General features: G+C 54.5%; 10 protein-coding genes. 7 read left to right on the forward strand and 3 right to left on the reverse strand.

Features of this window, described 5'->3' with window-relative positions:
- Positions 1 to 3 precede the first annotated feature (3 nt).
- The 6 genes from PSE_RS17760 (at position 4) to PSE_RS17785 (ending at position 7271) form a co-directional block, all read left to right on the forward strand.
- Positions 4 to 1062 (forward strand): ABC transporter ATP-binding protein, encoded by a 1059-nt coding sequence (locus PSE_RS17760; protein WP_014286114.1) that lies wholly within the window; start codon positions 4 to 6, stop codon positions 1060 to 1062.
- On the forward strand, positions 1059 to 1916 hold the full coding sequence (locus tag PSE_RS17765) for a carbohydrate kinase family protein (RefSeq protein ID WP_014286115.1): 858 nt from the start codon (positions 1059 to 1061) through the stop codon (positions 1914 to 1916). The genes PSE_RS17760 and PSE_RS17765 overlap by 4 nt, the downstream gene beginning before the upstream one ends.
- Before the next feature lie 341 nt (positions 1917 to 2257).
- Complete coding sequence (locus tag PSE_RS17770; RefSeq protein ID WP_014286116.1) at positions 2258 to 3286, forward strand: LacI family transcriptional regulator; 1029 nt, start codon at positions 2258 to 2260, stop codon at positions 3284 to 3286.
- Positions 3287 to 3349: 63 nt separating this feature from the next.
- Positions 3350 to 4102 carry a basic amino acid ABC transporter substrate-binding protein gene (locus PSE_RS17775; RefSeq protein WP_041768660.1) on the forward strand — a complete coding sequence of 251 codons (753 nt, stop codon included), beginning with the start codon at positions 3350 to 3352 and terminating at the stop codon, positions 4100 to 4102.
- A 123-nt stretch (positions 4103 to 4225) separates the two neighbouring features.
- Positions 4226 to 5890 (forward strand): amino acid ABC transporter permease, encoded by a 1665-nt coding sequence (locus PSE_RS17780; protein WP_014286118.1) that lies wholly within the window; start codon positions 4226 to 4228, stop codon positions 5888 to 5890.
- Entirely contained in the window at positions 5871 to 7271 is a 1401-nt protein-coding gene (locus PSE_RS17785) for a GH1 family beta-glucosidase (RefSeq protein WP_014286119.1), read from the forward strand. The genes PSE_RS17780 and PSE_RS17785 overlap by 20 nt, the downstream gene beginning before the upstream one ends.
- A 3-nt stretch (positions 7272 to 7274) precedes the next feature.
- Here the strand turns inward: PSE_RS17785 and PSE_RS17790 are convergent, their stop codons facing one another.
- The 3 genes from PSE_RS17790 to PSE_RS17800 form a co-directional block, all read right to left on the reverse strand.
- A complete protein-coding gene (locus tag PSE_RS17790; protein ID WP_051125935.1) occupies positions 7275 to 8624 on the reverse strand; it encodes an FAD-binding oxidoreductase in 1350 nt (449 codons plus the stop codon).
- A gap of 23 nt (positions 8625 to 8647) precedes the next feature.
- A complete protein-coding gene (locus PSE_RS17795; protein WP_014286121.1) occupies positions 8648 to 10039 on the reverse strand; it encodes an aspartate aminotransferase family protein in 1392 nt (463 codons plus the stop codon).
- Positions 10040 to 10217: 178 nt separating this feature from the next.
- Positions 10218 to 10895 carry a GntR family transcriptional regulator gene (locus PSE_RS17800; protein ID WP_014286122.1) on the reverse strand — a complete coding sequence of 226 codons (678 nt, stop codon included), beginning with the start codon at positions 10893 to 10895 and terminating at the stop codon, positions 10218 to 10220.
- A 186-nt stretch (positions 10896 to 11081) separates the two neighbouring features.
- On the opposite strand from PSE_RS17800, the gene PSE_RS17805 reads away from it, so the two are divergent.
- The gene (locus PSE_RS17805; RefSeq protein WP_014286123.1) at positions 11082 to 12188 is read left to right on the forward strand and encodes a polyamine ABC transporter substrate-binding protein; all 1107 of its coding nucleotides are present in this window, start codon (positions 11082 to 11084) and stop codon (positions 12186 to 12188) included.
- The last annotated feature ends 76 nt before the right edge of the window (positions 12189 to 12264 follow it).

A 12264-nucleotide genomic window follows, 5' to 3' on the forward strand; every position in this document is an offset into this window, starting at 1 on the left:
CGATTGACCACCGTATCTCTAAACAATCTCGTTAAGTCCTACGGGAACACGCAGGTCCTGCATGGCATCAATCTGGACATCCAGTCCGGCGAGTTCGTTGTTCTGGTTGGCCCGTCCGGCTGCGGCAAGTCCACCACCCTGCGCATGATCGCAGGCCTGGAGGAAGTCTCCGCTGGCGACATCCGCATTGGCGGTGATGTGGTCAACGACATGGAGCCCAAAGAGCGCAACATCGCCATGGTGTTCCAGAACTATGCGATCTACCCGCACATGTCCGTGCGCAAAAACATTGGCTTCGGACTGCGCACCTCCAAACTCTTCAAGGAAGAGAAGGATGCCCGCATCGATGAAGTGGCAGGCATTCTGGAACTCACTGATCTGCTCGATAGAAAGCCAAACCAGCTTTCCGGTGGTCAGCGTCAGCGCGTTGCCATTGGCCGCGCCATGGTGCGTGACCCAGCCGCCTTCCTGTTCGACGAGCCACTGTCTAACCTGGACGCGCAGTTGCGCACTCAGATGCGGCTGGAGATCAAGAAGCTCCACCAACGCGTTGGCAACACGATCATTTTCGTAACCCACGATCAGGTGGAAGCCATGACCATGGCAGACCGCATCGTGATCATGAAAGACGGTCATATCCAGCAGGTCGGCACGCCGTTTGAGGTCTTCTACGAGCCAGCCAACATCTTCGTGGCTCAATTCATCGGCGCTCCCTCCATGAACATGCTCAAAGGCATCGTGAAGGGCGACGCCATCGCGCTGGAGAACGGCACAGCCATTCAGCTGCCAACCACCAAGCTCAACGAAGACCAGAAGGTCGCCGTTGGCCTTCGCCCGGATGCCCTGCTCGTTCAGGAAGGTGAAGGCCTGTTCTCCGGCGAAGTCTCCGTGATTGAGCCTCTGGGCACCGATACCCTCGCCTATGTGAAGGTGGGCGATGAGGAAGTCATTGCAAAAGCCTCCGGCAGAACACCACCAGCCGTAGGCGACACAGTCAACCTGCATGCAGCACCTGAAGCCATTCACTTGTTTGATGCAGACACCGGGGAGGCTATCCGGTGACCTCAAAAGAAACCGATGGGGCAATCGTCTGTGCGGGACGGGTTTATTGCGACCTCATCTTTACAGGGCTCACCGAACTGCCACGGCTAGGCGAAGAAACCTACGCCAAGGATCTGGCAGTTGAACCCGGAGGCGGCGGTTTCATCACCGCTGCTAACCTTTCCGCGTTGGGCCACAAAACCACGTTGCTGGCGTCCATGCCCGGCGGCCCGTTCGGCTCTGCGATCCTTGAAAAGATGCAGCGCAGCGGTGTCGACCTGAGCCTGTCGCCGTACGATCAGGCCAATGGCGCGCAGGTCACAGCCGTGATCGGCTGCCTGGAAGACCGCGCCTTCCTGACCAAGCGCAATGGCACCGCCGTTCCAAGAGACATGCTGGACGCCTTCAGCGCCTCTAAGGCCAGACACCTGCACATCGGCGAACTGGCAACCCTACAGGAGCTTCCAGAACTTCTGGAGATTGCTAAAGCCGCTGGCATGACCGTCTCGCTGGATTGCTCCTGGGATCAGAACTGCCTTCTCAACGGAGACGTTCAGGACCTCATCGCACAGGTGGACCTGTTCCTGCCCAACGAAATGGAAGCCGAGCATCTGGGCTATCTGAAAGATCCGGCCAACTGCCCGACCCTCACAGTGGTCAAGAAAGGCAAGGCAGGCGCAACTGCCATAACGCCGGATGGCGAGATCACCGTTGCAGCAGATCCGGTACCCGTGATCGACACCACTGGCGCAGGCGATGCCTTCAATGCCGGGTTCTTAAGCTCATGGCTACGCGGTGCAGATATTGAGACCTGCCTGCACGACGGGAATAAGTGCGGCGCAGCAGCTGTCATGCGCGTCGGCGGCGCACCTTAATCAAACAAGAAGGGTCACGATCACCGTGGCCCTTATCCCCCTTCTATCCCCGCATCTCCCAATCCTCAGCATCGCTTGCAGCCGCAGCACATGTGCGCGCATCACTGCAGTACCGATGAACGCACCCTTTTGCCTCTTCAACGCAATTTTTACAAAACAACGCACATTGCAACGCAAAAATTAAAACGTATTTTCTGATTTCTTAGGGAATCGTCAACAAGACCAAAAATCCTATATTTTCAGCCATTCTTGACAGATCAAAATTTTGATTCCTAAAATACAAACGTTTCAATTATTGCTTTTTCGGTTCCGGAAGAGCGCATACTGTCGGATTTCATAAAGTGGCTCGCGCAACAATCAAAACCATCGCTCAAAAAGCTGACCTTTCCGTCGGCACCGTCTCCAGAGCTTTGAAGGATTGCTCCTCAGTCAAGGACAAGACCAAGGAACGCGTGCGCCAAATCGCTGAGGAAATTGGCTACGTCCGCAACCTCGACGGCCTGCGTTTGCGTACAGGCCGCACCTACTCCGTCGCCGTAGTCATGACCACCCCAACCACCGGCAGCCATGAGTGGGAAGGCGTTGAATATACCAATATTCTCAATGGTATAATGGGCGCCCTACGCGGCACCATGTACCGCGCTGCGATCTATCCGGTCGATGATTTTGACAGCAGCTTTCAGGAAATTCGCAATATCGTCGAGCAGCGTCTGGCCGATGGCATCATCATCTCAGGCACCCGCCCTGATGACGCTCGCATCAGCTATATGCTGGAAAAAGACTTTCCATTCGTCACCTACGGTATGAGCGAGCACTTCACGCCCTACTCCTATGTGGACGCAAACTCCCAGCAAATGTCCTACGAGGCCACCGCCCGCCTCCTCCGCCTCGGCCACACCAACATCGTCACTATCAACCCGCCAGACGAACTTATGTACTCAAAACAGCGCCAACGCGGATACCTGCGAGCGCTCGAGGACGCGGGGATAAAAACAACAGCAGATTTCATCGCCACCGGACCACTCACACCGGAGTTCGGCAAGGCGACTGTTAAAGCATTGTATAATCACAATAATAAGCCAACAGCCTATATTTGCGCCAACGAAGCGAGCGCACTCGGCGTGCTGTCCGCCTTTCACGAACTGGGCATAGAGTTCGGCAAGGATGCGATCGTCAACGCCACCGACGACATCAACGTCAGTGCATATTTCACCCCACCGATCACGACATATTACCTGCCCATTGAAGAAACTAGCAAGGCTCTCGGCGAGTTCATCATTCGCCGCATAGAGGGAGAGCCGGCACAAGACCTCCAAAGAATGGTCATGCCACAACTGATCGAACGGCAGGACGACCGCCTGAAACCTTAGGCTTCAGGCACACGCGGCCCAGCGCTCTGGCTAGGCCAAACAAAATTATGAGGAGAGCATAATATGTTACGTGAATTTATTGCCGCGACAGTATTTGGAACCATGATGATCGCAGGCGCACAGGCTGCAGATCTGGGAGGACAAGTCCTCAAAGTCGGCTCCGACACCACCTACCCGCCAATGGAAACCGTTGATGAGAAAACCGGCGAAATCGTTGGCTTTGACGTAGATATCATGGGCGCCATTTGCGCAAAAATTAATTGTAAGGCAGAGTTTGTAACCACCGCATGGGACGGCATTTTTGCGGCACTGGTTCAGGGCGAGTTCGACGTGGTCATGTCTGGTGTATCTATCACGGACGAGCGCAAGAAAACCATGGACTTCTCTGATCCATACCTCGTTGTCAGTCAGGCAATCCTGCTGCGCGTCGAAGATGAAGGCACCTCACTGGACGCCTTCCAGAGCGGCAGCAAAACACTCGCAGCCCAAACCGGCACCACCAACGCCCAACTGGCTGAAAAACTCGTTACACGCGACAACACCCGCCTCTACGACACCTTCGCAGCCGCCATCCTGGCCCTGCAAAACGCTGATGTAGACGGCGTCATCATCGACGGAACCTCCGCCCACGCCTACGAGCAGGAATTTGCTGGCGAGCTGACAGCTGCAATCAAAGGCCTGGAATCCGACCCACTAGGCATCGTGTTCCAGAAAGGCTCGCCAATGGTTGACGCCTTCAACGAAGGCCTCGAACAGATCAAAGCAGACGGCACATGGGATGCCCTCGTCGCCAAGTACTGGGGCGTTGAGAACTAATCTCTTTAGGCACCTCGCCCAAACCTCCGGAGCGGGTCTGTTCCCTGCGAGCAGCCCGCTCTCCCAATGTATCGAAGCGATCCACGAAACGCATCAACCCATTGATGTGAGTGGAGGATTCCCGTGAATGTCTTAAGAACACTGCGGCCCAGCAATGTCATCCTCATTGCTGCAATGCCCTTCATCATCTACTTGTTTGTCTCGACCAATAATTACAAGCGCTCGATCTACGCCATTGTCGGCATCGGAGAGAACGCCAGCACGCTGTTCGCAAGCTTCCTCTGCGCACTCGCAGTCTTTTGCGCAGGCTGCTGGCTGGCCTACTCCTTACTGAAAAATCCAGAAAAGAGCAAAGCCAGCCAACTCGGCAAGAATGCAGCTCTCATAATCTACGTTGCGCTTCTGGCACTGATTGCCACCAATGCCGTAGACCTGTCCATCTTCATAGACTCCATCGTCGCCAACAGCGTTGATCCTTACACATCCAATCTCATTCAAAAGGCCGTCAGACCACGCCAACTTACACCTGAAGCCCAGGTACTGGTGCTCAGCATTTTCTCCAAAGCAACCTTCGCCTACCTGATTGCCTCACTTGGCCTGCTACTGATTCATTTTCTCAGCAAGTCAAGACAAGCCCTTGTTTCTTTAAGTAGATACGGACTGATCCTGCTGCTCCTAACCAATGCACTGGGAGCGTTCTACATCCTGTTCGTGGCCCATGCTGAGTTCGCAGCAGGCCTGATGGTAACATTGCGCGCAGCATTCTTCGCTTACTTTGCCTCCATGATCCTCGGACTGATCTGGGCTGGCCTGCAAAGCCTGGAGAAGAAGAAACACACCAACCTCTTCTATTCCATCGCAGCACTCATCTTCTTCGGCCTCTGCGCCTTCTTCGCCATGCAGCCGCAGCAGTCCTACAGCCTGATCGGCTCTCTGGAAGGCCGCGTCGCCATCATCAAGGGCACACCACAACCAGTCACCGACCAGATCCGTTTCGGAGAGTATGACGGCGCTGACCACACCAGCATCGACATCCGAAGCGTGAAGGATCCGAGCCACGCACTGCTCACCGTTGAAAAGAACAAACGTGTATCAGCAGCCTTCATTCCGACTAAGGCCGTTCCAGCCGATGCAAACCTGATCTGGCAAACATCGTTTCTACCTGATGAGAGCAAGTACCCAGCCATCACATTTGGTGTACTCGGCTTCTTCACGATGCTACTAGTGATCTGTTCGATCTACCGAGCCGAACACCCACTCGCCATTGCTGCTGAGTTCTTCATCGACACCGTCCGCGGCATCCCCATGCTGGTGATCATCCTTTACGTTGGCTTACCCCTCAGCGGCGCCATCAAGAGCGCGTCTGACGGAGCAATCAACCTTTCCAACATGACCCGCGGCATCGTCGCTATCTCCATCGGCTATTCCGCCTACATGGCAGAGATCTTCCGCGCTGGCATTCTGGCCGTCCCCAAAGGACAGATCGAAGCGGCCAGAAGCCTTGGTCTAAGCCGTTGGCAAGTCGCACGTTTTGTAGTGCTACCTCAGGCCCTGTCCATCGTCATACCGCCACTGGGCAACGAGTTCATCGCCATGCTCAAGGACACATCCTTGCTGTCCATTCTCTCTGTTCGCGACGTCACACAGCGTATGAGAGAGTTTCAGGCGAGCAGCTTCTTACCCTTCGCCCCGTTCAACTCCGCTGCAATTCTTTATGTGGTCCTCACACTGGGCGCAGCCAGCATAATCAAATCAATCGAGAGACGTTATGAGCGCAAATCACACTAATAAACTGGAACGCCTCCAACAGCTGGCAAACTCCATCAGCTTCCCGAAAGACATGGTGCTCGGCGCGACAACCGCCTCTTATCAGATCGAGGGCGCCGTCAACGAAGGTGGCCGCGGCCCAACCGTCTGGGATCACTTCACCCACATCCCCGGCAACATCGCAGATAGCACCAACGGCGACATCGCCTGCGATCATTACCACCGGTTGGAAGAAGACGTCGCCCTGATGAAAGAGCTTGGCCTCACTGCCTACCGCTTCTCCATTTGCTGGTCACGCATCCTGCCGAATGGCAGAGGTCCAATCAACGAAGAAGGCCTTGCCTTCTACGAACGCCTGACAGACCTGCTGCTGGAGGCAGGCATCACCCCCTACGCAACGCTGTATCACTGGGATTTGCCACTCCCCTTACAGGAAGAAGGTAACGGCTGGCTGCGTAGAAGCCTCGTGGACGATTACGTTCACTACGTCGACATCACAACAAAGCGACTGGGCGCAAAGATTAAACATTGGACTACATTCAACGAGCTCTTCACCTTCACTTGGTGGGGCTACGGTCTGAAGGAAGATGCACCCGGCCTCGGCGGAGGCGCAAAGGCAGCACTGGCAGCAAGTCACCACGCCCTCCTCGCCCATGGCAAAGCGGTATCTATCATCCGCAAGAACGTGCCAGACGCACAGATCGGCATCGTCCTGGACCTGAACTCGGTCACACCAGCCAGCAATGCCACTGCAGATATTGACGCTGCACGGCGCTTTGAAGGCTGTCAGAACCGCTGGTATCTGGATGCTATCTTCAAAGGGCAATATCCCGCTGACATGCTGGAGACCTACAAAGACGTCCTACCAGCCATAGAACCCGGAGATCTCAACGAGATCACGCAGCCACTCGATTACCTCGGCATCAACATCTACCGCAGGTCCATCATTGAGGATGGAACAGAGTTCACACCAGTCAACTTCAAGCGACACTTACCAGAAGGTCAGTACACCCAGATGGGTTGGGAAGTGTATCCGCAGTGCCTCTATGACATCCTCCAGTACGTCAACACCACCTACGCACCGAAACAACTCTACATCACGGAGAACGGCGCAGCATTTCCAGATACGGTGGAGGCAGATGGCAGCATTCAGGATTGGGACCGCAGCACCTATGTGCTCACCCATCTGGAACAAGCCGCCAGAGCTATTGAGGATGGTATCCCGCTCAAGGGCTACTTCTGCTGGACCCTCATGGACAATTTCGAATGGGCAGAAGGCTACCTGCCACGCTTTGGTCTGATCCACGTGGACTTCGAAACACAAAAGCGCACCATCAAACAGAGTGGCAAGCTCTACGCCATGGTCGCAAATCAGCTGCAAGGCACACTGCAGAAAAGCTAAGGCCTAGAACATCCGGTCTTTCAACGAAAACCACGTGTAACTGAGAGCAAGAAGATGGCGCCGCATAGATCCAAACGGAAACTGCGTCGGCGCCGCTTTCAGGAAAGCAGGATATGCTAAATTGGTCGCCTCACCCAACATCTCATGAGCGATCAAACGCCCGGCATAAGTCGCCATGGCCACCCCATTTCCGTGATACCCAAAGGCTGCATAAAGACCGAACGTATTGGGCACAGCTCCAACAAATGGCACCAGGTTGTTTGTAAGACACGCCAGACCTGACCAGAAGTCCGGTGTCTCCACCTGCGCCCATTCCGGGAACATTCGCTCAAAGTCTCGCCGCGCCGCTTGCTTCATTCGCTCCCGCGCCTGAGGCGCCGCGCTCACACTGCCGCGCATGCCAAACATCATCCGATTGTCCGGCAGCAGGCGGAAGTAATGCAGCAATGTCCGCGTGTCATATGCCATCTGATTGGAGAACCAGCCCTGACGCTTGAGCTCTTCCTCAGAAAGCGGGCGTGTCATCAGGATATTGGACTGCACCGGAAGATACTTCCCTGCCAGCCACTCTGGCATATTTTCAGAAGAATATCCGTTGGTAGCCAGCAACACCTTTTGCGCACGCAAATGCCCCTTGCGCGCTTTAAGAACATACTGCCCATCATCAGCAGGCACAATGCCAAGCACCTCTGTTTGCTCGTAAAACCGTGCACCTTGAGCTTTCACAGCAGCAGCAAGACCGCGCACGTACTTGTAAGGATGCAAGGCAAATCCAACAGGAATGGTCAGACCAGCGGAGAGCCCGGACGCATTCATGCCGAGTTCTGTCAGCTCATCCTTGTCATGGAAATGACAGCTGATCCCGTAGCGTTTTTGAATGTCAGCAGCCGTATCTTTCAGCTGATCAACACGCCGCGGTTTATGCGCTAAGACCGTTTCCCCTTTTGAGGCCACATCTGCGTCGATCTCATACTGATCCAGCAGCTCCGCAACAAGATCAATAGCAGCTCGTTCGGCATAAAAATACCGCCGCGCCTCAACCTCGCCATAGCGACGGATCAGTTCATCATCCTCCGCAATGGCGCCACCCAGACAACAAAACCCGCCATTGCGACCTGAAGCGCCCCAGCCAATATGCCGGGCATCCAGCACAGCAACATCAACGCCTTGCTGAGCAAGCTTCAGCGCAGCAGACAGGCCTGTGTAGCCGCCACCAACAATCGCAACCTCACAAGAGCGCTCCTCCTGCAAGGGCTCACCCAGAACTTCCGGTTCAAATGCACGATGCCAGAAGTTCTGTGCCACCGGTTGCTGACCATAAGCATCAGCCTGAAATATGCGCTGCAAACTCAACCGAGCCTGTGCCTCCTCAAAAGCTACTTGATGCCTTGAGCAGTAACATCAGCAGCCGTCATATCCAACGCACGATGCGCCTTTTCAATCAGCTCATCCACCTCACTGCGTGTGATGACTAGCGGCGGCGAGATGATCATACTGTCACCAACATGGCGCATCACCAGCCCGCTCTCAAAGCAATGATCACGGCAGATGGTGCCCACAGTGCCTCTTTCAGCTTCAAACGAAGTACGGTGCGCTTTGTCCGGCGAAAGCTCCAGAGCCCCAACCAGTCCGCAAATCCGCGCCTCTCCAACTAGAGGATGCTCTCCTAGCACCTTCCACTTCTCTGCCAGATACGGCCCTGTATCATTCGCCACTCGTTCAGGCAGACGCTCATTCTCAATGATCTCAAGATTCGCCAATGCTGCCGCACATGCCGCCGGATGCGCTGAGTATGTAAAGCCGTGATAGAACTCGCCGCCATGCTCAATAAAGCCCTTGGCAACCTTCTCACTCACTACAACAGCCCCAATCGGCAGATAGCCGGAGGATAGCCCCTTGGCGATCGGCATCAGGTCTGGTTTGAAGTTGAATGTCTGCGAGCCGAACCAGTTACCAGTCCGCCCAAACCCACAAATCACCTCATCTGCAATCAGCAGGATGTTCCGTTCCCGGCAGATACGCTGGATTTCGGGCCAATATGTCTTCGGCGGAATAACAACACCGCCCGCGCCCTGAATAGGTTCACCAATAAACGCGGCCACGTTGTCCTCGCCAAGGCGATCTATCTCCGCTTCCAGCTCACGCGCCCGCATCAAACCAAACTCGGCAGGATCCATGTCTCCACCTTCGCCATACCAGTAAGGCTGGTTGATGTGGGTGATATCGGGAATAGGCAGCCCACCCTGCGCATGCATCGCACTCATACCGCCCAGACTGGCCCCAGCCATGGTGGACCCATGATAAGCGTTATGGCGGGAGATGATGGTCTTCTTGGTCGGCTTGCCTTCGCTCGCCCAATAATGCCGCACCATACGCACTACGGTGTCATTAGCCTCAGAACCGGAACCTGCAAAGAAAACATGATCCAGATGGTCCGGTGCCAGTTGGGCGATCTTCTCTGCAAGCGCGATGGCTGGCGGATGTGAAGTCTGGAAAAACGTATTGTAGTACGGCAGCTGCTGCATCTGCCGATGAACCGCCTCAATGATCTCCGTACGGCCATACCCCACATTCACGCACCATAGACCGGCCATACCATCAAGGATCTTGTGTCCCTCAGAATCCCAGAGATAAACACCCTCAGCCCGCGTGATCACACGTGTACCCTTGGCATTGAGAGACTTGGTATCTGTAAACGGATGCAGATGGTGGGCCGCATCCTTTTCCTGAAGAACATGGGTTGGCGGAAGATTAGCGATGTAGTCCATAGGGGTCTTTCCTTCCGAAACGTACTTGCCGTGCAATCCGGGCTAGAGAAGCAAACTCCCCATTATTTTGTGATCACAAACGAGAGAGAGTCAATCTCTATGTCTCAAACCTGACCACCATCGCCGTCATACCAGTTGGCTCTCGCACCATAGAAACACTGCGAGAAGCAACAGACCATCAAGCTTTTTCAGGAAGGCTGAGGGACTCGCGGATGAACCCCATCCCTTGCGCGATGTCCTCTTCCAAAGCAGTTTGCAATGCCTTCTGATCTCGTGCTTTCAGCGCCTCCAAAGCCTGTTTGTGCTGGTCTTCCAGATTCGCAGTACCAGACCGTCCATAAACAAGACGCATGAATGGACCGAACTGAACCCATAGGTTTTTGACGAGCTTGATAAGAACTTCAGACTGACTTTTAGAGTACAGATAAAAATGAAACTCGTAGTTTCCGCGCATATAACCTTCGACATCGCCTGTCTCCAAGGCAAGATCTATCTGATCATCAATGTCTTGCAGCGCCTTTATATCATCATCGCCCAAATGGAGCAGAGCCTTGGATGCCAGCTCCACTTCCAGCAGGCGGCGAGCGGACCAGATTTCATCAACAATCTCTTGGGAAACATCGGGAATGGAAACGCGTCTATTGCCGTGTAACTCCAGCGCATTTTCTGCAATCAGGCGCCGCACGGCCTCGCGCACCGGCATGGCGCTCACTCCCAGCTCGTCCGCCAGACCACGCAGGGTCACGGCCTTGCCAGGAAGAAACCCACCAAACAAAATCCGCTCTCGCAACTGCCGATAAACCTGCTCGTGCACCGGTATACCCGCATCAGCTGCAACAGCACTTTGAAAAGTCATATTACTCATGAAAGAACTATAGAAGCCCACGAACCAGCTGCAAAGATAATTTGATCACAAACTATTGCCTAGCTGAGAATTCTGTGGTCATCTTTCAAAACAGGCACACAAAAAAGAACAACGGAGACTGCCGGATCCAGACAGGCCAGCACCAATGCTGCGCAGCAATTTGAGGGGGAAGATGAAATGAGCTCAAACTTCAAGTCCAGACTGACGGGAACTGTAGCAACCGCGATGATGGTTGCACTCGCAGCCAGCGCAGCACAGGCAGAGGGCATCGTCAATGTCTACAACTGGTCAGACTATATCGACGAGAGCGTGCTGAAGGACTTCGAGGCTGAAACCGGCATCAAAGTCAATTACGACGTCTTCGATTCAAACGAGGTTCTGGAAACCAAACTGCTCGCAGGCACCACTGGCTACGACATCGTAGTTCCAACCGGCAGCTTCTTGTCCCGTCAGATTCAGGCAGGCGTCTTCCAGAAGCTGGACAAAGATACCCTTCCCAATCTGAAGAACATGTGGTCCGTCGTCTCTGACAGAACTTCCATCTACGATCCAGACAATGCTTATTCCATCAACTACATGTGGGGCACCACCGGCATCGGCTACAATGTTGAAGCAGCCGCCAAGCGTCTGGATGGCAAGCCGGTCGACAGCTGGGAAATCATCTTCAATCCAGAAATCCTCGCCAAGTTTCAGGACTGCGGCATTCATATGCTGGATGCTCCCACAGAGCTCATTCCAGCAGCCCTCAATCACCTCGGCCTGAACCCGGACAGCCATGACAAAGCGGAAATCGAGAAAGCTGCTGAGCTGCTCAAAACCATCCGTCCGTACGTACAGAAGTTCCACAGCTCCGAGTACATCAACGCCCTTGCCAACGGCGACATCTGCCTCGCAATCGGCTGGTCCGGCGACGTGTTTCAGGCGCGTGACCGTGCTGCTGAAGCGGACAATGGTGTAACCGTGAACTACATCATCCCGAAGGAAGGCGCCTTGATGTGGTTTGACCAGATGGCAATCCCGACAGATGCAGCCAATTCCAAGGAAGCGCATATGTTCCTGGATTACATCATGCGCCCAGATGTAATCGCCAAGGCTTCCAACTACGTGGTCTACGCCAACGGCAACAAAGCCTCCCATGAGTATCTGGATCAGGAAGTGCTGGAAGATACAGCGGTGTATCCAGATGAAGCAACCATGGAAAACCTATACGTCACAACCCCTTACCCGCCAAAAATTCAGCGCGTTGTGACCCGTGCCTGGACCGCTGTGAAGTCCGGTCAGTAACTCCTGGCTGCTGCGGGCAATCTTCATTGCCCGCGCGCCTCCCATGTTTCCTCGGAAGCGCAATGAAAACAGAGAG

Source organism: Pseudovibrio sp. FO-BEG1, from assembly GCF_000236645.1.
Classification (GTDB): domain Bacteria; phylum Pseudomonadota; class Alphaproteobacteria; order Rhizobiales; family Stappiaceae; genus Pseudovibrio.

Excerpts from the sequence above, each read along its gene's own strand:
- PSE_RS17795 (WP_014286121.1), bottom strand. The coding sequence starts at position 10,039 with ATGGACTACATCGCTAATCTTCCGCCAACCCATGTTCTTCAGGAAAAG.
- PSE_RS17775 (WP_041768660.1), top strand. The coding sequence starts at position 3,350 with ATGTTACGTGAATTTATTGCCGCGACAGTATTTGGAACCATGATGATC.
- PSE_RS17805 (WP_014286123.1), top strand. The coding sequence starts at position 11,082 with ATGAGCTCAAACTTCAAGTCCAGACTGACGGGAACTGTAGCAACCGCG.
- PSE_RS17800 (WP_014286122.1), bottom strand. The coding sequence starts at position 10,895 with ATGACTTTTCAAAGTGCTGTTGCAGCTGATGCGGGTATACCGGTGCAC.
- PSE_RS17785 (WP_014286119.1), top strand. The coding sequence starts at position 5,871 with ATGAGCGCAAATCACACTAATAAACTGGAACGCCTCCAACAGCTGGCA.